This window comes from Cryobacterium sp. TMT1-66-1, from assembly GCF_004403435.1.
In the GTDB taxonomy this organism is placed as follows: Bacteria; Actinomycetota; Actinomycetes; order Actinomycetales; family Microbacteriaceae; genus Cryobacterium; species Cryobacterium flavum.
In genome coordinates this window covers 343,760-364,735 of the sequence record NZ_SOGP01000023.1, presented here as the reverse complement: position 1 = coordinate 364,735, position 20,976 = coordinate 343,760, and the positions used below count along the sequence as shown (strand labels likewise).

Here is a 20,976-nt window from a genome sequence, read left to right as displayed (position 1 = left end):
TTTAGGCGGTGGCCGTCAGTTGGGCGTTCGTGGTGCGGGCGCGGCGGGTGAGTACGACCACCAAGATGAGAATCACCGTCAGGAACAGCACACTCGTTCCCGTGGTCCCCAGCCCCAGGCCGCCATCAGCGACAGGCTGAGACAGCAGATCGCCGGTGGATGCGCCCAGCGGGCGGGTCAGGATGTAGGCGATCCAGAAGGCCAGCACAGCGTTCAAGTGGAAGACGAAGTACGCCACAGCGACCAGCGCGATGGCGGCGGCGAAGACGAGCAGGGCGACGAGGAAGCCCAGGTTGAGTCCTTCGGCGACGAGGTCACCGGCCGCGGTGCCGAGGGCGAACGTGAACAACACGGCCAGCCAGTAGAACGTCTCCCGCCGGGTCGTGAAGATGGAGTGGATGGACAGGGTCTTCTCCGAGATCGCCCAGACGGTGAAGGTCGCAGCCAATGCGATGGCGAAAACGACCGTCGTCACCCACAGGGGAACACCGAGACTGTCGGTGAGGTTATCGGTGATGAGAGTTCCCACAACGCTGATGAGCACCACGGCCAGCCAATACACGGCCGGGGTGTATTTGTGCAATCTGAATTGCACGATCAATGCGGCGACCAGCAGTGCGGCCATGATGACCGACGTGATCGAAAGGCCCAAGCCGAGGTCGACGTTGAGAAAGTCCGCGGCGGTCTCCCCCACGGTCGTCGCGAGCACCTTGATCACCCAGAAGATGAGGGTCACTTCGGGCACCTTGGTCAGGATGTGCCGGATGGGCGAAACGGTCGTGGAGAGCGTTGAGGTCGTGGACAAGTGTTCCTCCTTGGATGGGGTCGGTAGCACTAGCGAACACGGCTCCGTCTAAGACTTCTCACAGAACCGAACAATCGACACCCTTCTTCCCGGTGCGCGGCAACCCGCTCGACGGCAAAGGATCAGGATGCGGCTGGCTTGGCCCGCGGGAGGGTGCGGCTGATCGCGGTGCCCGCGGCTGAGCTGTCGACGACGTGCACGGCTCCGCCGTAGCGCACCGCGATCTCCCTCACGAGGGACAGTCCGATACCGAACCCGGTGCGGGCCTCTCCGCCGCCGTCCACGGCCGTGCCGGAGCGCGCGAACCGATCGAAAATGCGGGCGGGATCGATGCCCTGGATACCGGGTCCGCGATCGCGTACGGTGACCGCCACCGTTTTCCTGGTCACGCTCACGCCGACCGTGATGATCGAGCCGGTGGGGGCGAAGCGCACCGCGTTATCGAGCAGGGCGACCACGCACCGGGTGATGCTGGAGGAGGGCACGCGCACAGGCGCGGGTTGCGGGGCATCCAGTTCGATGGTGATGTGTTTGTCGACGGCGATGAGTGCCATCGACTGCACAGCGGCGTCGACGGCACCGACCAGATCGCCGACGGTCGTGTCCGGCACGGCCGCGCCGCCGATTTCGGCCGATTCGAGCAGGTCGTTGACGATGTGGATGAGGTCTCTCGCATCACTGCGGAGCTCCGCGACAACCGAGGCCGACGGGTCGTCGGCGGGGAGGGCGCGCTGCAGAATCTGCAGGCGGGAATCGAGCACCGCGAGCGGGGTGCGGAGTTCATGGCTGGCGTCAGCGACGAACGCCCGTTGGATGCGCAGCACGTCACCGAGAGGTTGCACGGCCCGGTGGGTGACCAGCCAGCTCAACACCCCGGCCAGAACGATCAAGGCCACGCCCAACACGGCGGCAGCGCGCAGCAGCTTGAACGCGCTGACCTGCAGATTCTCGGTGTCGGGCACCGGTTCGAACAACTCACCGGGCGAGATCTCGGACAGGATGTACACGAACACGGCCACGATGACCACCGCGACGACCGCGGCACACGCGATCGCGATGCGCGTGCCGACGAGTCGGGAGGCCCGGCGGATGGCGAGGGTGTCGCTGTCGACGACGCGGTTGCTGCGGGTCATGGTTGTCCCAGGCGGTAACCCTCACCGCGCACGGTGAGGACAATGTCGGTGTCGGTCTTGCGCCGAAGATAGTGCACGTAGGTGTCCACCGTTCCAGCGGTGTCCGCGGCGCTGAAGACGGCCTGCAGAATCTGCTGGCGGGAGAACGTGCGCTGTGGCGCATCCGCTAACAGTTTGAGCAGTTCGTTCTCTTTCATGGTGAGCAGGATGCGCCCGTCGTAGGGGGAATAGATGGTGCGACTGTCGGGGTAGTACTCCCACCCGCCGACCAGCACGGTGCGGCCCTCGCCGGTGAACACTCGGCGGATGGCGCGGAGCCGGGCGAAAAGCTCGTCGAATTCGAACGGCTTGACCAGGTAGTCGTTGGCGCCGATGTCAAGCCCAGCTACCTTGTCGCTGGTCGTTCCGAGGGCGGTCAGAAGCAGGATGGGCGTAGTGACCAGTTTGCGGCGGAACGCTTCCACAACTCCGAGGCCGTCCAGAGTGGGCAGGCGCCGGTCGATGACCATCACCTCGAACTCGCCAGCGAGGCCGGCAGCCAGGCCGTCTGAGCCGTCGGCGACCAGGGTGACGTTGTAGATTTCCGTGAGCACGTCCCGGATCATTGGGCCGAGCTTGGCGTCGTCTTCGATCAGCAGCAGTCGGGCGCGGACCGTACTCTCAGCGGGCATCCCTGACTCCTTCGTGCACGCGTCCGTCCGGGAGGACGGATCGACGTTGGCTCCAGTGTGCCAGTAGAAGAGTCCAGGCGGCGTTCACCAACGCCACCGCGGCAAGCGAGTACACGATCGACGCCACCACATCCGACGGGTAATGCACCCCCAAATACACTCGGGACGCAGCCGTGGCGAGCACCACCACCGCGGCAGTTCCGATCACAAACGGATGCCAGCGGTGGCCAGCTGTGACGAGGATGACCCCGAGGAGGAAGCAGGCGGCGAAGCTGGTGTGTCCGCTAGGAAAGCTGAGACCGCCCGGTTCAAGAAGCAGAATGTGCGGCAGCGACGGAATGTCGGGCCGAGCCCGATGCACCAGCAGCTTGATCACGTCGGCCCCCACCGTGGGAATCATCACCACCAGCACGAAGCGAATCGCCGGCCCGGGGCGCCGGGTCACCAGCAGCACCGATCCGGCTGCCAGCAGCACGAGCACCGCGCCTGCTGCGGGGCTGAACAGCCAGTCAATGCTGAGAGCCACCGCGTCCAGCGGTGCCGTGTGGGCAATGTTCACTTGACGGAGCAGGCCCATCTCTCCGGCCGTCCACCCGACTGAAGCGCTCAGCAGCAGCCCGGTGAGGATGACGGCGAGGATGACTCCGGCGGCGGGAACAGCGGTTCGGGCGAACCGTCGGAGTGGTCGAATGTCTGTGCTCATCCCCCTACAGTTGCCCGGGGCGTCACAGAACCGTCTAAGAATCATTTTGCCGGGCTCGCCCGTCTTAGCGGATTCTTATACCGCCCGGCGACGGGGTGGACGGGAAGATCAGGGTGAAGCGGGTGCTCGGCTGGCGGCGTGCCAGCAGCAGTCGTCCGCCCTGATCGGCGGTGAGCTGTTGTGCGAAGGCCAGACCGATCCCACTGCCCCCGCCGTACGAGACACCATGGTCGAAGATCTGGTCGGTGGCAGCGATGCCGGTTCCCTCATCGTCAACGTCGATCGCGAGTGCACCGTGCGTAGCCCGGGCACGCAGGGCCACGGTGCCCGCGCCGTGCTGTAGGGCGTTTTCGATCAGCGCATCGAGCACCTGCTCCAGCGCTGACGCCACCAGGATGACCGGGGGAAGGTCAGCGTCGATGATGCGTCGCAGCGATCGCCATCGTATCGATCGTGATCGCCGCCCTCGCCGCGGCCCGGGCCTCCCGCCAACCGGCCATCGAAACGCTTCGGGACCTCTAACCGGTCGGGGCCTCGAGGCGGTAGCCGTGGCCGCGCAGGGTCACGATCACCGGCATCCGCTCGACGGTGGTCGGGCCGGCCGCGTCGGCGGCGTCGGTGAGGTGCCGACGCAGCGACGCCACGTGCACGTCGAGAGTCTTAGTAGACCCAAACCAGTTCACATCCCACACATCATTCATCAAGTCCTCGCGGCGCACGGCACGGCCGACATCGCTCAGCAGCCGCGCAAGCAGGTCATACTCCCGGGCCGGCAGGGCAACGTTAGAGCCGTTGACCTGCACGGTGCGCGCGGCGGCGTTCACGCTCAACGAACCGAGCACGCTTACGTCGTCGGCCGGAACCGACTGGACCAAGCCGGAGTCGCCGTTGGCCCGGCGTAAATGCGCGCCCACGCGGGCCAGCACCTCAACGACCCGGAACGGTTTCGTGAGGTAGTCATCCGCTCCCCACTCCAGCCCAGACACCACATCCAGCTCTTCCCGACGAGCGGTCAGCAGAACGATGATCGTGGCCGGCAGCAGACTACGAATCTCCCGGCACACACTCAACCCGTCGAGATCGGGAAGACCCAGGTCAAGCAACACCAGCTGGGGCTTGTGCGCGATCGCGGCGTTGATCCCCGCGCGGCCGGTCGAAGCCCAGAAGACGGTGTGGCCACCGGCACGCAGAGCCGACTCCAAGGTCGTGGCGATGGTCACGTCGTCTTCGACGACCAAAAGACGGGACATGCCCGCAGCTTATCTACTCCCGGTGGCGCGGGGTCACGGACATCGCATGCCGTCAAAGCGTAGGACCGGCGGATCGCACGCTGCGCTCTCGCACAGCGACCGCGGACGGGCAACGGCGCGACCTACCAAAGTACTGAGATTCGGGCTCAACGCGCGACCAACAGCCTGTTGGCGTCCACAATGACGGGCATGACAAACATGACTCGCGCCGCGATAGTAAGTCGCAAATCGTAGAGCGATCGCGACAACGATGGCATCGTCGGCGTAACCGAGAACGGGTATGAAATCCGGAATGAGGTCGATCGGCGACAGCAAGTAGAGCAAAAGGGCCGCGAGCCAGATTCGAGCTCCGATCGACACGGTTCGATCGTAGGCCAGGCGTTTGAGTAACCGGGCGACGTCGAGCGCGAGGCGCAGCAGATCGCGAAGTGACGCACCGCCGGGATGCCGGCGTTGTTCGATCCAGAGAACCAGAACAAGGGCCAGCCACAGCACCAGCAATCCGCCGAGCACGCTCAGAGCCACGGCCCACCAGGTCGTCGTGAGCTGCCCCGTTCGAACGAAAGACACTGACGGCCTCGCGAGCCGCGTAATAGACGATAATCTAACCCGCGAGAGGGATGTCCCACCACTATCCGAGTGCCAGATTGAGCACCAAGCCGAAAAGTACAGCGCAAGCGAGGAGACCGTCGATGACTGTCACCCGTCCTTCGGTAACCAGGACTGGGTTGCCCAGCTTCGCGGGCCAGTCTGTTGAGTAGGTATCGTCGTCTGCCGGTTCCGTGCGGTAACGCAAGCAATTGAATTGGCGAATTGAACCAGCCACTTGCGCCGGGAAGCTACTGGTATGACTGCTAATCAGCAGAGCGGCGCCTTTTGGTAATGGACTGTATTCCCTTGTATGCAAGAGTGCCTGCGAGGCAAAGGAGGGCAACGCCGAAAACGTAGTCGAACCATTCCGACGCATTCCCAAAAGTGAGTATCGAGAAGCTAATAATAGCGATGGCGCCGCCGAGATAGGCGGTGCTGGTGCCCTTCGACTCTGCTTCGGACTCAGCGCGGTCAAGACGTGTCATGCTCGAAGCCTACTGCGCTCATTCATCACGTTTCTTGGTCCGCTCCCAATTCAGATTCGCTGAATTTGCGAGGTCCGCCGTCGGAGACTACGGGCAGAGCCGCGACGAGTTGTTCGCAAAGGCGAATGTCGTCCTGCTTATCGAAGCCGCGCGACATCATTCTCGACGTTCGCCTGCTTGCTTTCGCCGCCGGCGCACAGCTGCCTAAGCGTTTAGGCGTGCGGCCAACTCGTGGAGGGTGGGAACGGTGTAGTCCGGTTGCGCGAAGTAGCTCGGATAAGGGGCATCGCCTCGGTTGATCCAAGCGGTGCGGAGTCCCGCTTGGGCTGCCCCGTGGGTGTCCCAGGGGTGCACGGCGACCAGGAGCATCTCCGCCGTTTGAACCCCGAGTGCTTTCGCGGCGTAGTGATAGGCGGAACCAACGGGTTTCCACGCCGGTGCGTCCTCGACAGTGAGAAGGCTATCAAAGTTGTCTCGAATCCCCGCCTCGGTCAGCATGGCTTGTGCCAACCGTGCCGACCCGTTGGACAAAGTTGCAAGGCGGTATCCCGAGTCCTTCAATGCCCTAACCCCGTCTGCGACGTCGGGGTGCAGTTTCAGCGTGCTGAGGCCCTCCAAGACATGGGATACGGCCTCATCGAGAGTGCACGTCAGGGCGACGCCGCGGAACAGATCATGGAGCATCTCGGTGCCTATCACGGAGAATTTCGCACTGCCGCCAGACGCGGCGAGGGCGAATCCATCCCGAAGCAAGGCTGCGAACCAAATGTGGGCCAGATAGCCCGGGGCACCGACCTCCACGAAACAACTCTCCATCGGTAACATGTCCGAGAGAGTTTCATTGACATCGAATACGATCACTGCTGTGGCTGCATTCATGGTGGAGTCCTCAAGATTGGTCAACGCGCCGGATAGTGGGAAACGACCGATAGCGACTGGTTCACGCCGGTCTTGCCTCGACCCAAACTTGAAATCGGACAAAAGAGTTGTTCGTGCTTTCCCATACGCTTCCGGCAGCGAACACGATGCGATCCACCGATCCGCCCTCATCCAGTCTACGAAAGTCTCGCCCACGCCCTAGAGCTGATCCTGTGAGGCGTGGGACGCACCGCTGGGAATTCCTCCCGTGCCTCATGGTTGTCTTTTAGACACATCGGAATCGGCGGGTGCAATGCCGTCCGAATGACCGACGCTGAACTCAACGGAAAGAAGATCGCCCATGGACCTCAACAATCTGGATCTCACCAATCGCCGCGGAGTCATCACGGGCGCAGGACAAGGCATCGGCCGGGCCATCGCCCTCGAGTTTGGTCGACGCGGTGGTCACCTCCTGCTGGTCGGCCGCCAACTGGCCACACTCACCGAAACTGCCCGCCTTGTCGCCGCCGAGGGCGGAACAACAGCGATCCTGGTCACAGACCTGACTCAGCCTGGCGCCGTTGAACGGATCGCCGCAACCGTCGCACCGTGGACCACTGTTGATCTGCTCGTCAACAATGCCGGAAATGTACGCGCGGGCCGGCTAGAAATCATCAGCGATGCGGATGTCCATTCAATGATCGATCTGAACCTCACCGCCCCGATCCTGCTCACCAAAGCACTACTGCCGGCGCTTCGTCAGAGCGGCAAGGAACGCGGAAGTATCCTCTTGAACGTATCCAGCGGGATAGCCCTCGTCGGTATGCCGTTCTACTCGATTTACGCGGCCACGAAATCAGGATTGGCCCAGTTCGGAGAATCTTTGCGCCGAGAATTGATCGGAACGGGCGTGCACGTTGCGACCGTCTACCCCGGGGCGACCGATACCGCCATGATGACCTCGCAGAACGCTGGCGCCGAACTTGGCTGGGGCCGCCGCAGCCTGGCCGACGTCATCACCGACTTGATTGCAGCTCTGGAAGCAGGCGAGCATGAGATCAATACCGCGCCACAAGACCGCCGAGCCATGCAGGAACTCAACCTCACCGACCCTTTGGCCGTGGATGCCGCCCTCGCACCCGGCCTCGAGGCCCTCGAACTCGCGGTGCGCGACCACCGCAGCATCTAGGGGCCCGCACGAGTCCACCACGTGATTCGCGGTCACTCGCCGGGAACCTTTAGCTCGGTTTAGTCCGCGGCCGAAATGGCAAACAGTCCGACAACACTGAAGGCATATACGATGAGCACCAGAATCGAGTCAACGCCCATCCCGAGGATTTTACGTTTGGGGCGGAACAGGATGCCGAGCAGGTAAATGAGCGTCAGCACGATGGCGATTGCGGTGAGGTAGATGTCGGACGACTGTGCGGACGGGAGCACGGATTTTCCGGAGATGAGGGTCGCGACGAGGAACAGCACGGGGAGGAATGCGTTGCCGCCAAAAATGTCGCTGATGGCGAGCTTGTAATCACCCTGCCGAACAGCGGTAAGCCCGGTGGAAATCTCGGGCAGCGACGTGGCAAGCGCGAGCACCGTGGCACCAAAGAGCACGCCAGAGAGCCCGATATGATCTGCCATTGCGCTGCCGCTCTGTTCCAGGACAACGCCCGCGATCAGGGTGACCAGGGCGGCGATACCGAAGATGACTGCGGACTTCACTGTGCTCGTGCCGGCCTGGGTGGCGGCGGCGACCCGCTTGGTTCGGCTGTGCCCGCGAGGCTCGAGTTGGGCATCCGGAGCTGAGCCGTTTTCGTGCCACGGCATGTTCTTGCCCGCTCGGTTCACGAGAGCGAGACTCACTACCCAAACCACAGCGATCAGCACAACGGCGGGAGTCATCCGGGCGATGACGAGCCCTTGCGGCATCTGGGTTCCGGCAATGACAATCCCGAGCACGGCAATGACGGCTGTCGCCTCAACGACGAGCGAGAGCGACGCGGCCCGGTACGTCAGCGAACGGTTTCCCTTCACTCCGAACCCGTCGAGAATCACGAGAACGACGGTCTGCAGAGCAATCCCACCGAGAATGTTTCCAACAGCTATAGTCAGGTCGCCGGACACGGCTGCGCTGATCGTGATGGCCAGCTCAGGAAGATTCGTGGCGACGGCGAGCAGAATGAGGCCACCGAGGGCAGCGCCAAGGTGCAGGCGTTCCGCGATCACATCGGTGTGCTTAGTCAGCTGCACGCCCGCGATCCAGGTAGCAGCCGCCGCGACCAGAAAGATAATGAGCCGTAGGAGAAAAGGCATGCTTCCCATCTCGCCACGCTAGCGAGGCGGCGCGGTTTTCGTTAGGGCTTATAAGCCCTGCGCATCCACCCGACTGGTGGCAGGAGACTACGGTCAGAGACGGATTTGCCGATACTTTTGGGTCAGCATGCATTTCGACCCCATATTTGTGACCCGCAATTGACCGTCCGGGCATACTATGGCCCCGTGAACGCTGCATCGCCATCCGGAGTTGCCCGCAAAGCGCAAAGCAGCGCGCCCCTGCGCATGTTGGCTCGATTGGGATTCGCGGTCAACGGCCTGCTGCACATTCTGATCGGTTTTCTGGCCATCAGCGTCGTGTTCGGGGCCGCCGGCGGTTCGGCCGACCAATCCGGCGCTCTGGCACAGCTGGCCGCCACTCCGGGTGGAGCATTCCTGCTGTGGACGGTCGTGGTGGGCCTGTTCGCCCTCGGCCTGTGGCTGCTGATCTCGGCCTTTCTGGTGCACGGCAACCCGAAACACAAGTGGGGCCAGCGCGCCGCGAATATCGGCAAAGCTGCCGCGTACTTCTTTCTCGCCGCCACCTCCGTCACCTTTGCTCAAGGTGGCGCTACCAGTTCGGCCAGCAGCACCAGTGATGCCAGCGCGAAACTGCTCTCCTCTCCAGGTGGCGTGTTCATTTTGTTCGTCGCCGGGCTGCTCGTGCTCGCCATCGGCGGCTACTTCGTCTACAAGGGTGCCGCCAAGAAATTCACAGCGGACCTTGCCGTGCCGAGCGGCCCGGCCGGACAGGCCGTGATCACCCTCGGAGTCGTTGGTTACATCGCCAAGGGAATTGTGCTGGGCGTCGTCGCCGTTCTCATCCTGGTCGCGGCCCTCACCCTGGACCCGAGCAAATCCAGCGGCCTCGACGGGGCGTTGAAAACGCTGGCCGGCTTGCCGTTTGGGAGCATCATTTTGTTGGCCATCGGCATCGGCCTGATTGCCTATGGCGTCTACTGTTTCGCCAGGGCGTGGCGCGCCCGACTTTAACCGTTGGTCGATGTTCGCGTCGGAACGCCCCCTGTGTGCGGCACCGGAACGGTGTGCCGGATGTCGAAGGCGATCACGCAGCCGACAATGATCAGCGAGAGCGACACCGAGGCCAGAACATCGCTAGCCCAGTGGTAGCCCAGATAGACCCGGCTGACCGCTGCAGCAACGATGCAGAGAACGGCGAAGGCACCACCCAGAGCTGTACCGAGACTGCCCTTCCGACGTGAAAACACCAGGTAGGCGGTGAGCAGCACGAAATCCGAGGCGCCCAATACGTGGCCGGACGGAAACGAAAACGATGGGTCCGGTCCGAACAGCATGAGATCGGTCGGCGGTCGGCTGCGGTCGACGAGATGTCCGATGATCTGCGCCAGAACGACGCCGATGAGCATCGCGCCGGCCAGCACCAGCGGCCGCCAGGCGTGCCGTGTCACGAAACCCCAGGTCACGGTCACGACCAGCAGAATAATCGGGAGCGCGATGGGCCCAAACAGAACGGCCAGAACGATCATCACCGCGGTGAGTCCCGGCGAGCGCAACGATGCCAACCAGTCCTGCACCGGCGCATCCAGCGAAGTCAGTCCGTTTCGTTGGATCACCGACACGAGGAGGACGGCGAATACCAGCGTCCCCACTCCGATCAGAAGCAGCGACAAAGCTGTGCATCGGCGGCGATAATCTGCCTCCAGATACCGTCTCTCGACCACGTATTTCTCGAACCATACCCGCCACGCTGAGACCCGACCAGGCGGGTGGGCGTGCCCTCCCCCAGACGGATGCAGGCGTGCGAGTTCACGTTCGCCATCAAGTTTGGCCGCAACCGGCGCCCAGAGCACGATCGCCACACCGATTCCGAGCAGCATCGCTCCAACGGTATCGGACAGCCAGTGCGCACCGACGTAGGTGCGGCTGAGCATCATTCCGATTGTGTAGATGGTGCCAGCCACCCGCATCCACCAGAACGGGAAGAGAATCGACAAGAGCACGGCCATGACCGCCGCATTGGCCGCGTGGCCAGACGGGAACGATCCAAAATCCACGGTGACGATGATGTCTCCCGGCCGAGCCCGCCCGAACAGGTGCTTGAGCACCTGCACCAGACCACCGGTCAGGGCCGTCGCTACCAAAAAATATCCCGCACCCCACGGGCGTTTCAGCCACACCAGCAGAACAATGATCAACACCGGAATGATTAGCGTGCCCGGCCAGCCGCCGCCAATGAAGTTCAGTGCCAGCGCGACGACGGTGAAGGCAGGCGCTCGGTGCAGATTGATGAAGTTCATCCACCCGGTGTCGATACTGAAGGGCGCACCGTTGTCGCGGAACACAATGTAAGCGCCCAAGCCGACACACAGTAGTAGGGCGACGACACCGCTGATCAGCGGCCAGCGGCGAGTGACACGTTTCGCCGGTGGTGTGGCAGCAACTTCCGGATTCCCGTGGGCGTCCATGAGGTAATGGTAGATCGTCCGTGGCAAGACTACGAGGGTGAACCCGGAACGGGAACGCGCACCGTGAGCGCCCCCGGTTCGATCCAGATTTTCAGCGCGAGGGCCGAGCCAAAGGTATCGCCGTCGAGCTCGATTTCGTGCGGCCGCTCCAGCCGGAGGACGACTTCGCGGCCCTTGCTATAGCGCAGTGCCCGGACTTCCTTGGCAGGGCCCATGAATTTGCGGCCGGCTTCGGTGCGGCGCAGCAGCCCATTCTCCCAAAGGATCTTGGTCGTGATTTGCACCCAGCCAACGAGGCCCCGTGGGCGCAGGAGAACCATCTCGAACATCTCGTCATCAATGGCTGCGTCGGGAAGGAGGAGCACATTCCCCGGGAGAGACCCGCAATTGCCGATGATGATCGTGTGGGCGTGGACCGAGCGGTTTCCCGTCCCATCGACGTTGTAGTGCAGGTGCAGCTGGTTCTGGTCGAGCATTGCGCCACCGAGAGCACCGACGTAGGCCAGCCACCCCACCTTGTCCTTGGCGGCATCGTTCGTGTTCGCGAGCATCGTGGCATCGAGGCCGAGCCCGGCCATGACCAGGTAGGCGTGCCGAGAAATCGACTGATCATCGCGTCGAATATCGATCAGGGGCAGGTCGATTCGGCGGTCCAGACCAGCGAAGGCCGTGCGCGCCGAACTTGCTAGGTCGTCCAGGGGAAGATTCAGATTTCGCGCCAGCAGGTTGCCGGTTCCCGACGGCAGTAACGCCAACGAAGCGTCGCTGTCATACATGGCCTCGGCCACGGCCCGCACGGTGCCGTCTCCCCCGGCCGCGATGACCATGATGGCGCCGGCCTCGAGCGCTTCGGCCGTTGGCCCCTGGCCCGGGTCGTCTTTCGTGGTCTCGAACCATAGTGTCGGTGCCCACCCGGCAGATTTCTCTGCGGAAGCAATCTCGGCCTTAACAGCGGCCAGGTCCACCTTCACGGGGTTGTAGACGACGGCAGCCACCCGGTGGGAAGGGGGGCCGGATGTCGCTCGGTGCTCCGTCATGAGCGCAGCCTTTGGCTTGGTGGGTGGCCGCCTGGGCACGATCGGATCAGGCCCGCGGATGGGAAATCGACGAGATGAAGGGAGTCTACTCGCACAGCCCCGCCCCCGCTGGCTCTAGCATCGGCGCTGGACCCGGTACAGAATAAGCGGCAGCGAAGGGTGCACCATGTCCAGCAGAAACTATTGGAGCGACGATTCGATCAACCAGCTGCGGGTGACCCCCGGGTTCGCCCTGGCCGGTGTAGACACCCGGGCGACGCCGGGGTTTTACGGAAGAAAGAAACACGCGGCCGCGGCGGCCAAGCAAGCCGCTGGCATCCTCTCGCAACTGCAAGAGAAACTCTTTGCCAACAGCAAATCCGGCGATAATCGCAAGGTTCTGCTCGTGCTACAAGCCATGGACACGGCGGGCAAGGGTGGCATCGTGCGGCACGTGATCGGTGACGTCGATCCGCAGGGAGTCAGCCATTATGCGTTCAAAGCCCCGACCAAAGCGGAACTGACGCACGACTTTCTGTGGCGTATTCGCAAACGCGTACCAGCGGCAGGAATGATTGGCGTGTTCGACCGCTCACACTATGAAGACGTGCTCATCGCGAGGGTTCACGAGCTCGCGCCTCCGGTCGAGATCAAAAAACGCTACAACCAGATCAACGCGTTCGAGCAGGAACTCGTTGACGACGACACCACCGTGATCAAGGTCATGCTGCAGATCAGCTCCACCGAGCAAAAGTCACGCCTCGGCGAGCGCCTCGACCGACCAGACAAATACTGGAAGTACCACACGGTCGATGTCGACGAGCGGATGCACTGGTCGGCGTATCAGGAGGCTTTCCAGATTGCCTTGGAGCGCACGTCAACGGCGGCGGCACCCTGGTATGTCGTGCCAGCCGACCGCAAATGGTACGCCCGCCTCGTCGTGCAACACCTGCTCATCGAAGCGCTGAAGAGCATGGTTCTCACCTGGCCGACGGCCGACTTCGACGTGGAAGCCGAGAAGGTGCGCCTCTCCGCCACCTGACCCAGTGGTGCCGGTGTTGGGGTCACATCGAGTCCGCAGGTTCCGAAAGTGTCACGCCTGGGCCCTGTCTCAGCCACCAAGTACGACTGTGCATTTTTAGCTTGTCGTTACATCGTCTTGACGAGCCTTCCGAATCGCCACGTCTGGTGGCGCTTCTACTCGCGCCCGAAGAAGTTCCCGAGACCGGAGAGGCCCGGTATCTCAAAATTTGATCCCAGTTCGGACAGCTGATCGCCGAGCCCCGATGTGTACTCGCCAGCTCCGCTGGCGACTCCTTCGAGTCCACCCGAGACTCCGTCAAGCCCTCCGGTGAGATCAGTCAGGCCAGCCTCGAATCTCCCCGCGAGGGACTCAAAATCAACGCCCAACCCGGCGGCTTGTTCCAACAGAGGGGCGGCAACACTGCTGAGCACGGCCCCGCCGGCAACAGCTGCGAGCAACCCGCCTGCTGCACCAAGCCCGGCACCGGCGACAGCACCCATGCCCACACCAGCCATGCCGCCACGGCGACCCGACTTGACAAACATCTTGCGGAGAAAACCAGGGTTCTTTGCTTCACCGCGCGTGGCCGACCGGGCCAGATCGTCCGGGCTACTCGACGTCGGGTATTCGCCAGCCGGCAGCTCGGCGCGCAGTTGCGTATTTACTTCGTCGCGTTGCGCCGGCGTGAGCCGCGCGAACGCCTCCCGATGAACCTGTTCGAGCTGCTGTGGCTGCGCGGTATTCAGCAAGTATTCATAGCGGCCGATCGCCGCACGGTCTTCAGCACTCACCGCCCGCGCGGGTCTAGACACGCGCGGAGCGTTGACCGATGCCTGCGGCGCAACGTTCGCCGGGGTCCGGCTATCACCGGTTATCTTATCGGCGGCGGTACGCACCATTTCCCGCCAATCCGCCTTGCCGCCACCATTCGAAACGGCCTGTCCTTTCTTGTCGAGGGCCTTCGATGCCATGTTTAAAATGCGCTGGAGATTGCTCACAAAGGTCCTTCGTTTTGGATCGAAATTCCAGTGTGCGTGGGCGTCCTGAGTAAGTCCCCTAAACTCGCGGCAGACCATCGCGCAGTGGTCCGCTAAAGATTGGGCCTGCGATCGTCACATTTCACATCGGAACTGGAAATTCGCGGTCATCCGGGACACCCGGGAACTACGACGCAAACCTGTCCAAGAACCTCAAGGTGCTTACCGATGCGGGCATCGTCGCGGTGGAAGGAGAGTTCACCCGAACGAAAGGATTCACGGCGGCTCACCTGGGTATTGCCCACGGTCGATGGGCGAAAAACGCTCGAGGGCCACCTGGCCGCCCTCGCTCAGATCGCCGGCAGCCAGCCCGACGCCGTCAACTGAGAATCACAGCACTCGGCGTCAGCGAAGGCGTCGCGAAGTAAATCTCTGGCGCCACCATCGGGCCTCAACGGGATCAAGGACCCGAACCATTCGAAGCTCAGTGCACCGTCCGCGACAATTCCGTGCTTTTGATAAAGGGCTTGCGCGGGGGATTCGGGTCAGCAACCCACAGGGAGATAGCCGGAAGGCGGCATAGAAGTACATAACGTACAGTTGCCACGGCTCGTCGGCGTCACTGAGCGAGGGTCCTGACATTGCGATGCCGATCGGCTTGCCATCATGCAGAGCGGCGGCGGCAATGTTCTGTTGGTACCGCGGTTCGGTCAGGGCAGCAGTCCAAAACGGCCCACCAGAGCAGCGATCGCACGCACGCCGGTGCCACCCAGATGCAAGTCCGCGATCCGCAGTCGCTCCTCCAGGGACATGTACCGCCCAGATACCTCTGCCACAGGAAGAGGGATCCGCCCGCCCGTTGCTTGACGCCAACGCCGTCCAGTTCGTCGATATAACCCCTCATATACTTCCGAAAGCCACACTGGAAGACGTCGAATTCACCGCCTCAATGGTCGAGTCGGGCGGTGACCGCGCCGCGGCGAGTTCGTTCAGCAGTGGCCTACTCGGGCTTGAGGATGACCTTCGTCCAACCCTTCGTGCGGTCGCCGAAGTTCTTGTAAGCGTCCACGGCTTTGCTGAGGGGGATCTCATGGGAAACGATCCACGATGGCTTGGCCTTGCCCACGGCAATCAGGTCACGCAATTGCCGGTTGTATTTCTTCACCGGGCATTGGCCGCTGCCCATGCTTTGCCCCTTGAGCCACTGCAGGCCATAGTCAATGGCCAGCTTGCCCTGCTTGGCGTTCTCGTCGAAGCCGCCGGGATCTGCCGGCAGAAAGACGCCGACAACGCCAATGCCCCCGGTGATGCGCACGGACTGAATCAGCCGATTCAGAGTCATGGCGGGATCTTCGGTGCCCTGTGGATCGTGGGCCTGATAGCCCACGCATTCACAACCACGGTCCGCGCCGATACCCTTGGTCTGGTCCAGTACGAACTGAACCGGGTCCGTTTTTGAGTCATCAACGGCGATTGCACCGATCTGCTCGGCGAGGGCCAGCCGGTCCGGGCGTCGGTCCACAACCCAGATTTTACTCGCGCCCTTGATCGTGGCAGATAGGGCGGCCATGAGCCCGACCGGACCCGCACCGTAAATCACCACTGTGTCACCGGGGATTACGCCGGCCATTTCGGTAGCGTGGTAGCCGGTAGGGAAGATGTCCGACAGCATCACATAATCGTTTTGCTTTTCTATGGCGTCTTCACCCAGGCGCAGGCAGTTATTGTCGCCGTAGGGCACACGCAGCATTTGGGCCTGCCCGCCGGGATACGGACCCATTCCCGCGAAGCCGTAAGCGGCGCCCGCGCCGACCGGGTCCGGTTGAGTGGTCATGCAATAGTTGGTGAAACCGCGTTCGCAATTCTTGCAAAACCCGCAGGAAATATTGAATGGCAGCACGACCCGATCGCCGATCTTGACGGCGTCGACGCCGTTCCCGATCTCGATGACCTCGCCCATGTTCTCGTGCCCAAACGTGCGTCCCACCTCGAAATCGGTACGTCCCTCGTACATGTGCAAATCTGAACCGCAAATATTTGTCGCCGTAATGCGTACCAGAACGTCAGTGGGACGTTCGATCTTGGCATCCGGAACATCTTCAACCTTGACCGAGTTGGGCCCCTTGTAAACGACTGCCTTCATTTCTCTTCACTCCCTGAATTTTATGACCATGAACACGGACGGTCCGTCTTCACTTTCGGAGGTGTTCAATCGATGATTGTCCGGACAGTCTTAGACCGCGCGGAAGGTCTGCATGGCTTTTGTCTATCACGATCGCGCGTGACCCGCCACTGTGCGTTCGTACGGGGTGGGCGGCAGTGCGTTGGCCGGATCAAGAGAACCCGACTCGGCCAGAGGCGCGCATCAGGAGAAAGCAGAGAGCGTCACGGAATATCGAGCTGTCGCTTGTCGCGAGGGCCGATACCCGTCCCTTCAAAGATCCACTCGGTGACGGCCTCGCCAGCGCCGTAGGCACGCAGAGCAGTGCGTTCGCGGACGCTCTCAGGAGCGACGCAGACGCGCTCCCCGGCACCTTTTGGGATGGTGCTGCTGATCCGGCCCTACTCGGCCTCGCCACTGGCGGCCTTGCCTTTTCAAACGTTCGAGAGAACGCAAACAGCGTAATCTTCGACGCCCTCATCAGTTCTGGCACACGCAACCCCGGCGGCGACAGATTCGCCGACTCAGAGAATTATTTTGGGCCATCTTCGATCTACACGTGTTTCACGTGTGGTCATCAAATCTGCCTCTGAAGCGATCACCGAGTGGACCTACGTGAACGCTGATTGCGCATCGGATCTTGTCGCTACCCTGACCGATGGGGCGAAGTTCTATCCAGTGGCTGAATTCAACGGATGACAGTGGCCCGCTAGTTCCGAACGAAAGTCACAATGTCCTGGCATCAGGGCATCGCAACTAGTCATCCGTCGCCGGACTTTCGAGGCGGGAGAGGAGGGCTGCGAGCGCCCGGGCGATATCCATCGCGATGGATATCGCGGCGCCCATCGACGTCGCCGAAGTGGAGTCCTTTCTGTCGTCAAGCTCGGCCATGAGGGACGCAAGCGCATCCGCGGCGGCGGCGTGGGCCGTCAGATCCGTATTTCCCGCATCCCAATCACGCAGCGCCGCAGCCATCGCGTCAAGCGCCAGGCTCACCGACGGGCGCAAGTCCTCTCTCAGTTCCACCTTGATCGGGGTGCCCCACACTGCCCCGGCCAATACCTCCGTGAGATCCCTCACGTGAAAGGCGATGGTTTCGAGCGCGGCCAGGTCCTCGTAGTCGGCGCTCAGGTCTCGGTGGCGGTGGATTCGAGCCCGCGGATTGACTTTGCGGCTTTCGTCGGCTTGCTGCAGCGCAGTGCGCAGCCCGCTGGAAAGGTTGATGAGCGAGTCTTTGCGCGACGCCCAGCCGTCCCGCTCCGGTGGCCAGTGCTCGGCGAGGGCTTCGGCGACCTCGGATAGGTGATCGGCCAGCGCTGAGCGATAGTTCGAGAGCTTCAGGCCCACGCCATTGAGGTTCAGCGCGGGAAAGACCAACATGTTGACCAGGAGCCCGATGACGATGCCGAGGCTGATTTGCACGATATAACCGATGGAGTAGGAGTCCGCGTCGGGGCCGCCCACTATCAGCACGAACAAAACCGTCACCGGTATGTATTCGCGGTTGTTGCCGAACCACCCTGTCGCGGCGATCAGCGCGCCGATGCCGACGGCGACCGAAATCGTCACCACGTTCGGCTGGCTGAGAACGAGCACAGCCGCGGCGAGCACAATTCCGACTACGAGACTGCCGAGGGTCTGCAGAGCATTCCGAACCGAACCCATGAGCGTGGGATACATGCTCACGAGGGCGCCGAGCGGTGCGTAGTAGGGGTAATTGTCGGCGACCCCGGGCAAGTGCGGAGCGATTGACCATGAAATGCCGACGGCTACTGCGGCTTTGCCGGCCTGCAACATGCGCGACCTGGTTATCTGCGATTTCAGCTGCCAAGCCGTGTGTGTAACTGATGCCAGCGTGGTGCCTGTCATTATAGTTCCATTCAATCACGGTGCCCACCGGGCGTATGTTGCTTCGTTACGGTACTGACCGAACCGGAGAATTTCCCGGCAATGCACTCCGTTCGAGTTGCCCGGTCATCGTTGTAGGTCGGTTGACAACAAATATCTGCGAATTCTCGAACCGCACCGCTCAGCTCGCCCCCAGCACGGGAGAATGAGCCCGTGACCGCACCGAAAGAAACGGCCCCGCAGCTTTCGGCATCCGTCGGAACCTCCTACGGCCCGACGATTCAGAGTGCGCACTCTGTCGCCTACATCGAGATTTTCTTCGACCTCATCTCCATCCGCGCGCTCACCCAGCTCTCCCGGCATCTCCTTGACAACCAGTCGTTGATCGGTTGCCCTTGAATCCGCCGTGCTCGAGCTCGCTTCTGGTGGATTTGGATCTACACGACCTGGGCGACCAACTGGCTCGACCCGGTGCGATTGCCCGTACGCGGCGCGATCATCGGCCTCGTGATGAGTCCGTCCATCTACGAGTCGTTCGGTGACCGGGGCGCTGGTCTTAACCGTCTCCTATGTCACCTTGCAGCTCGAACGCACCGGGTTCGTGTTGCTGGCGGTCGCCCGGCACGACAGGGCGCTGCATCACACCTACCTGCGGATATTCGTCTGGATCCCGGTCGCCGGGAACTTGTGGAGTATCGGTGCCCTTCGTCCGCTCGAATGGCGACTACCGCTCTGGGGCATCGCCCTGGCCACCGAATACCTCTCCGCCAGCCTGAGTGTCGGCGCGCCCGGTCTGGGAAAATCCACCGCAGACGACTGGGACATCTCCGGCGCCCACATCGCCGAGCGGAGCGCCCTATGAGTAATCCTCGCCCTCGGGGAGTCCTTCCTCTTCACCGGTTTCGCATTCATCGACCAGGACATATGACGTGACGGCGTCCTCGGCCTGCTCGTCGCCTTCGTCACCGCCGTCACCATGAGGTGGCTGTACTTGGATCACGTCGAGCGCGTCGGGAGCAGGGCCATCGCGTCGGTATCGAAGCCCGGCTGACTCGCCCGACTCGCCCACACGTATGTGTATGCGATCATCATCGCGGGGATTGTGCTGAGCTCCGCAGCCGACAAGAAAAGGGTGAAGCATAGGAACCGCACTCGCGAGAGCAGTCCCGCCCGCGCGTCCATCTGGCTTTGTCGAGCCCCGGGTTTGGTGAAGGCTCGGTTAGACCCGTCCATGCCGGTCCAATCCGCGAGACGATCGCAAGTATCAGGAGAAGCTACGACCTCCTCGACGTCATGCAGCCCTCAGATAACGAAGAGCGTCAGTGGATCATTCACGCCGAAACCGTTCCGGAGCTCCGCCACGCCCCGAAACGGCTACTCGATCCGCAGCCTCAAGTGAAGACGCTCACGCCACCTGGACCAACCAACAGTCCCACGACGATGAGCACAATACCCCAGAGAATCTGGCGTCGAAATAGCGCGACAATGCCTGCAATAACGAGGACTACCGCAATGATCCAGAGAATTGTTGCCATGGTGCGACTCCATTTCATTCAGCGCCGACGGGCCGTACGCCCACAGCGGTTTTCGATCTGTTAAAGCGAACGTACCCCTGCTCGATCTCTGACCCATGTGTTTTATCCAGCATGTCGTGGAGGTGAGACTCTGTCATCATCTGTTAGCGGCCATGCGAAACGACTAAGAGAACCCAGGCACGGTCACGTCCCGCTGAGTGGTGGAGTTTCTTAACACCGTGCGGGACGTGACCTAACGGCTAGCGCTTGGTGGCGTCGTCACGTCCCAGAGTCTCGTCAGCAGGTTGATCTGGCAGTAACCCGAGGACGCGCGCCCGGCGGTAGAAGGTCGCTCCGGACATTCTAAGATCGAGCGCGACCTGCGCCGCTGTCTCTCCACCATTTATGAGCCGGTGGGCGTTTCGGATTTGACTGTCGGTAATGAGTCTCGGTCGCCCGCCCAGATTTTTTCCGGCGGCGCCGCGCTTGATGATCGAGTCGACTACGCGCTCTCGCTTGATTTCGTGTTCCATTTGACCGGGCGCCGCCATGATCGTGAACAGCATGGACCCCATCGGTGTCGCGGTGTCGACGTCGTCGCCGCCCAGGTTGAGCGCCCTCAAGCCGGCACCGCGGGCGCGGAGCTCTTCGGCGAAAGCGAGCATGTTCTGCGTCGATCGCCCGAGCCGGTCCAGAGCCGTGATGACGAGAGTGTCGCCCGCCTCGAGGGCGTCAAGCGCGCGATCGAAGCAGGGCCGCGATGTGCGAGCTCCTGAGATCCCATGGTCGACGTAGACGTCATCACGCCGGACGCCAGCGGCGAGGATATCGACTTGCTGTCGGTCGGTGGATTGCTGACGCGTCGATACGCGCGCGTAGCCGATCAGTTGGCCCTGCCCCCATTGAGTGGACACCCCACAAGAGAGAATGTTCACATGGGAAAGACACGCAGGGAGTTCACTCCTGGGTACAAAGACGAGGCCGTAAAGCTCGTGATCAACACCGGCAGGGCGATAGCGAACGTGGCCCGCGAGCTCGGCATCAACGAGGCATCGCTGGGCCGGTGGGTCACCACATTCAAGGCCCACAACGACACCGCTGGTCTGATTCGCCTTGACAAATTCAGCGAACATGATTGGCTCGTGTTACGTGACAATTTCCGGCACAGAGTTCGACCGTGAAA

26 protein-coding genes are annotated in these 20,976 nt (G+C 62.2%); 7 read left to right on the top strand and 19 right to left on the bottom strand.

Translation table 11 applies throughout. The features are described 5' to 3' along the window. Nucleotide 1: 1 nt before the first annotated feature. From E3T29_RS18055 to E3T29_RS18010, 9 genes are all read right to left on the bottom strand, one after another. Nucleotides 2-805: a hypothetical protein gene (locus tag E3T29_RS18055; protein WP_198417787.1), complete on the bottom strand. Its 804-nt coding sequence runs from the start codon at nucleotides 803-805 to the stop codon at nucleotides 2-4. 122 nt (nucleotides 806-927) lie between these two features. Further along, complete coding sequence (locus tag E3T29_RS18050) at nucleotides 928-1,938, bottom strand: sensor histidine kinase KdpD (RefSeq protein ID WP_134346861.1); 1,011 nt, start codon at nucleotides 1,936-1,938, stop codon at nucleotides 928-930. Further along, nucleotides 1,935-2,609: a response regulator transcription factor gene (locus E3T29_RS18045; RefSeq protein ID WP_134346860.1), complete on the bottom strand. Its 675-nt coding sequence runs from the start codon at nucleotides 2,607-2,609 to the stop codon at nucleotides 1,935-1,937. Before E3T29_RS18045 ends, E3T29_RS18050 begins: the two co-directional genes overlap by 4 nt. Further along, on the bottom strand, nucleotides 2,599-3,312 hold the full coding sequence (locus E3T29_RS18040; RefSeq protein ID WP_166792459.1) for a phosphatase PAP2 family protein: 714 nt from the start codon (nucleotides 3,310-3,312) through the stop codon (nucleotides 2,599-2,601). The genes E3T29_RS18045 and E3T29_RS18040 overlap by 11 nt, the downstream gene beginning before the upstream one ends. Before the next feature lie 64 nt (nucleotides 3,313-3,376). Then, nucleotides 3,377-3,703, bottom strand: a complete 327-nt coding sequence (locus E3T29_RS18035) for a sensor histidine kinase KdpD (RefSeq protein WP_166792458.1) — start codon at nucleotides 3,701-3,703, stop codon at nucleotides 3,377-3,379. Between the two features lie 127 nt (nucleotides 3,704-3,830). Further along, a complete protein-coding gene (locus E3T29_RS18030; RefSeq protein ID WP_134346857.1) occupies nucleotides 3,831-4,562 on the bottom strand; it encodes a response regulator transcription factor in 732 nt (243 codons plus the stop codon). 33 nt (nucleotides 4,563-4,595) lie between these two features. Beyond that, the gene (locus E3T29_RS18025; protein ID WP_198417786.1) at nucleotides 4,596-5,087 is read right to left on the bottom strand and encodes a YkvA family protein; all 492 of its coding nucleotides are present in this window, start codon (nucleotides 5,085-5,087) and stop codon (nucleotides 4,596-4,598) included. Nucleotides 5,088-5,416: 329 nt separating this feature from the next. Then, nucleotides 5,417-5,638 carry a hypothetical protein gene (locus E3T29_RS18015; protein ID WP_092342117.1) on the bottom strand — a complete coding sequence of 74 codons (222 nt, stop codon included), beginning with the start codon at nucleotides 5,636-5,638 and terminating at the stop codon, nucleotides 5,417-5,419. A 204-nt stretch (nucleotides 5,639-5,842) separates the two neighbouring features. Continuing rightward, nucleotides 5,843-6,517 (bottom strand): haloacid dehalogenase type II, encoded by a 675-nt coding sequence (locus E3T29_RS18010; protein ID WP_134346855.1) that lies wholly within the window; start codon nucleotides 6,515-6,517, stop codon nucleotides 5,843-5,845. Between the two features lie 340 nt (nucleotides 6,518-6,857). Between E3T29_RS18010 and E3T29_RS18005 the strand changes: the two genes are divergently transcribed. Then, the gene (locus tag E3T29_RS18005; RefSeq protein WP_134346854.1) at nucleotides 6,858-7,685 is read left to right on the top strand and encodes an SDR family oxidoreductase; all 828 of its coding nucleotides are present in this window, start codon (nucleotides 6,858-6,860) and stop codon (nucleotides 7,683-7,685) included. 59 nt (nucleotides 7,686-7,744) lie between these two features. On the opposite strand, the gene E3T29_RS18000 is transcribed toward E3T29_RS18005, so the two are convergent. After that, entirely contained in the window at nucleotides 7,745-8,806 is a 1,062-nt protein-coding gene (locus E3T29_RS18000) for a sodium:calcium antiporter (RefSeq protein ID WP_241987888.1), read from the bottom strand. A gap of 186 nt (nucleotides 8,807-8,992) precedes the next feature. Here E3T29_RS18000 and E3T29_RS17995 point away from each other — a divergent pair, with 186 nt between their 5' ends. Continuing rightward, complete coding sequence (locus E3T29_RS17995) at nucleotides 8,993-9,799, top strand: DUF1206 domain-containing protein (protein WP_241987887.1); 807 nt, start codon at nucleotides 8,993-8,995, stop codon at nucleotides 9,797-9,799. Here E3T29_RS17995 and E3T29_RS19835 read toward each other — a convergent pair. Beyond that, complete coding sequence (locus tag E3T29_RS19835) at nucleotides 9,796-11,253, bottom strand: phosphatase PAP2 family protein (RefSeq protein WP_166789864.1); 1,458 nt, start codon at nucleotides 11,251-11,253, stop codon at nucleotides 9,796-9,798. The two genes, E3T29_RS17995 and E3T29_RS19835, sit on opposite strands and share 4 nt — an antisense overlap. Before the next feature lie 29 nt (nucleotides 11,254-11,282). Continuing rightward, entirely contained in the window at nucleotides 11,283-12,290 is a 1,008-nt protein-coding gene (locus E3T29_RS17985; RefSeq protein ID WP_134346852.1) for a diacylglycerol kinase family protein, read from the bottom strand. A 166-nt stretch (nucleotides 12,291-12,456) separates the two neighbouring features. Here E3T29_RS17985 and E3T29_RS17980 point away from each other — a divergent pair, with 166 nt between their 5' ends. Further along, nucleotides 12,457-13,311: a PPK2 family polyphosphate kinase gene (locus E3T29_RS17980; protein ID WP_134346851.1), complete on the top strand. Its 855-nt coding sequence runs from the start codon at nucleotides 12,457-12,459 to the stop codon at nucleotides 13,309-13,311. A 155-nt stretch (nucleotides 13,312-13,466) separates the two neighbouring features. Here the strand turns inward: E3T29_RS17980 and E3T29_RS17975 are convergent, their stop codons facing one another. Continuing rightward, nucleotides 13,467-14,291, bottom strand: a complete 825-nt coding sequence (locus E3T29_RS17975; RefSeq protein ID WP_134346850.1) for a hypothetical protein — start codon at nucleotides 14,289-14,291, stop codon at nucleotides 13,467-13,469. Nucleotides 14,292-14,498: 207 nt separating this feature from the next. Here E3T29_RS17975 and E3T29_RS19830 point away from each other — a divergent pair, with 207 nt between their 5' ends. Then, nucleotides 14,499-14,657 carry a hypothetical protein gene (locus E3T29_RS19830; RefSeq protein ID WP_166792457.1) on the top strand — a complete coding sequence of 53 codons (159 nt, stop codon included), beginning with the start codon at nucleotides 14,499-14,501 and terminating at the stop codon, nucleotides 14,655-14,657. A 323-nt stretch (nucleotides 14,658-14,980) separates the two neighbouring features. Here the strand turns inward: E3T29_RS19830 and E3T29_RS20790 are convergent, their stop codons facing one another. The 3 genes from E3T29_RS20790 to E3T29_RS17960 all read right to left on the bottom strand — a co-directional run bounded on the left by E3T29_RS20790 (nucleotide 14,981) and on the right by E3T29_RS17960 (nucleotide 18,228). Beyond that, nucleotides 14,981-15,082, bottom strand: coding sequence for a helix-turn-helix domain-containing protein (locus E3T29_RS20790; protein WP_370449201.1), 102 nt, complete (start codon nucleotides 15,080-15,082; stop codon nucleotides 14,981-14,983). A 188-nt stretch (nucleotides 15,083-15,270) separates the two neighbouring features. Continuing rightward, nucleotides 15,271-16,413 (bottom strand): glutathione-independent formaldehyde dehydrogenase, encoded by a 1,143-nt coding sequence (locus tag E3T29_RS17965; protein WP_134346848.1) that lies wholly within the window; start codon nucleotides 16,411-16,413, stop codon nucleotides 15,271-15,273. Between the two features lie 774 nt (nucleotides 16,414-17,187). Further along, nucleotides 17,188-18,228, bottom strand: coding sequence for an aromatic acid exporter family protein (locus E3T29_RS17960; RefSeq protein ID WP_241987886.1), 1,041 nt, complete (start codon nucleotides 18,226-18,228; stop codon nucleotides 17,188-17,190). 264 nt (nucleotides 18,229-18,492) lie between these two features. Between E3T29_RS17960 and E3T29_RS17955 the strand changes: the two genes are divergently transcribed. Then, a complete protein-coding gene (locus tag E3T29_RS17955; protein WP_134346846.1) occupies nucleotides 18,493-18,678 on the top strand; it encodes a hypothetical protein in 186 nt (61 codons plus the stop codon). Nucleotides 18,679-18,817: 139 nt separating this feature from the next. Continuing rightward, a complete protein-coding gene (locus E3T29_RS17945; RefSeq protein WP_134346845.1) occupies nucleotides 18,818-19,141 on the top strand; it encodes a low temperature requirement protein A in 324 nt (107 codons plus the stop codon). Here E3T29_RS17945 and E3T29_RS19825 read toward each other — a convergent pair. From E3T29_RS19825 to E3T29_RS17940, 3 genes are all read right to left on the bottom strand, one after another. Continuing rightward, complete coding sequence (locus tag E3T29_RS19825) at nucleotides 19,136-19,279, bottom strand: hypothetical protein (protein ID WP_166792456.1); 144 nt, start codon at nucleotides 19,277-19,279, stop codon at nucleotides 19,136-19,138. The genes E3T29_RS17945 and E3T29_RS19825 overlap by 6 nt on opposite strands. A gap of 391 nt (nucleotides 19,280-19,670) precedes the next feature. Beyond that, nucleotides 19,671-19,814, bottom strand: coding sequence for a GPGG-motif small membrane protein (locus E3T29_RS19820; RefSeq protein WP_166789862.1), 144 nt, complete (start codon nucleotides 19,812-19,814; stop codon nucleotides 19,671-19,673). Between the two features lie 239 nt (nucleotides 19,815-20,053). Continuing rightward, entirely contained in the window at nucleotides 20,054-20,707 is a 654-nt protein-coding gene (locus E3T29_RS17940; protein WP_134346844.1) for a recombinase family protein, read from the bottom strand. A gap of 21 nt (nucleotides 20,708-20,728) precedes the next feature. Here E3T29_RS17940 and E3T29_RS20785 point away from each other — a divergent pair, with 21 nt between their 5' ends. Then, nucleotides 20,729-20,974 carry a transposase gene (locus tag E3T29_RS20785; RefSeq protein ID WP_166792455.1) on the top strand — a complete coding sequence of 82 codons (246 nt, stop codon included), beginning with the start codon at nucleotides 20,729-20,731 and terminating at the stop codon, nucleotides 20,972-20,974. Nucleotides 20,975-20,976 lie beyond the last annotated feature (2 nt).

What these genes read in the sequence shown, in the direction of transcription:
- E3T29_RS17965 (WP_134346848.1), bottom strand. Translation starts at nt 16,413, where the DNA reads ATGAAGGCAGTCGTTTACAAGGGGCCCAACTCGGTCAAGGTTGAAGAT.
- E3T29_RS18015 (WP_092342117.1), bottom strand. Translation starts at nt 5,638, where the DNA reads ATGACACGTCTTGACCGCGCTGAGTCCGAAGCAGAGTCGAAGGGCACC.
- E3T29_RS19830 (WP_166792457.1), top strand. Translation starts at nt 14,499, where the DNA reads ATGCGGGCATCGTCGCGGTGGAAGGAGAGTTCACCCGAACGAAAGGAT.
- E3T29_RS17985 (WP_134346852.1), bottom strand. Translation starts at nt 12,290, where the DNA reads ATGACGGAGCACCGAGCGACATCCGGCCCCCCTTCCCACCGGGTGGCT.
- E3T29_RS18010 (WP_134346855.1), bottom strand. Translation starts at nt 6,517, where the DNA reads ATGAATGCAGCCACAGCAGTGATCGTATTCGATGTCAATGAAACTCTC.
- E3T29_RS19835 (WP_166789864.1), bottom strand. Translation starts at nt 11,253, where the DNA reads ATGGACGCCCACGGGAATCCGGAAGTTGCTGCCACACCACCGGCGAAA.
- E3T29_RS18040 (WP_166792459.1), bottom strand. Translation starts at nt 3,312, where the DNA reads ATGAGCACAGACATTCGACCACTCCGACGGTTCGCCCGAACCGCTGTT.
- E3T29_RS18045 (WP_134346860.1), bottom strand. Translation starts at nt 2,609, where the DNA reads ATGCCCGCTGAGAGTACGGTCCGCGCCCGACTGCTGCTGATCGAAGAC.
- E3T29_RS18030 (WP_134346857.1), bottom strand. Translation starts at nt 4,562, where the DNA reads ATGTCCCGTCTTTTGGTCGTCGAAGACGACGTGACCATCGCCACGACC.
- E3T29_RS20790 (WP_370449201.1), bottom strand. Translation starts at nt 15,082, where the DNA reads ATGTCCCTGGAGGAGCGACTGCGGATCGCGGACTTGCATCTGGGTGGC.
- E3T29_RS18005 (WP_134346854.1), top strand. Translation starts at nt 6,858, where the DNA reads ATGGACCTCAACAATCTGGATCTCACCAATCGCCGCGGAGTCATCACG.
- E3T29_RS17960 (WP_241987886.1), bottom strand. Translation starts at nt 18,228, where the DNA reads ATGTTGCAGGCCGGCAAAGCCGCAGTAGCCGTCGGCATTTCATGGTCA.
- E3T29_RS17980 (WP_134346851.1), top strand. Translation starts at nt 12,457, where the DNA reads ATGTCCAGCAGAAACTATTGGAGCGACGATTCGATCAACCAGCTGCGG.
- E3T29_RS19820 (WP_166789862.1), bottom strand. Translation starts at nt 19,814, where the DNA reads ATGGCAACAATTCTCTGGATCATTGCGGTAGTCCTCGTTATTGCAGGC.
- E3T29_RS18050 (WP_134346861.1), bottom strand. Translation starts at nt 1,938, where the DNA reads ATGACCCGCAGCAACCGCGTCGTCGACAGCGACACCCTCGCCATCCGC.
- E3T29_RS18000 (WP_241987888.1), bottom strand. Translation starts at nt 8,806, where the DNA reads ATGCCTTTTCTCCTACGGCTCATTATCTTTCTGGTCGCGGCGGCTGCT.
- E3T29_RS20785 (WP_166792455.1), top strand. Translation starts at nt 20,729, where the DNA reads ATGGGAAAGACACGCAGGGAGTTCACTCCTGGGTACAAAGACGAGGCC.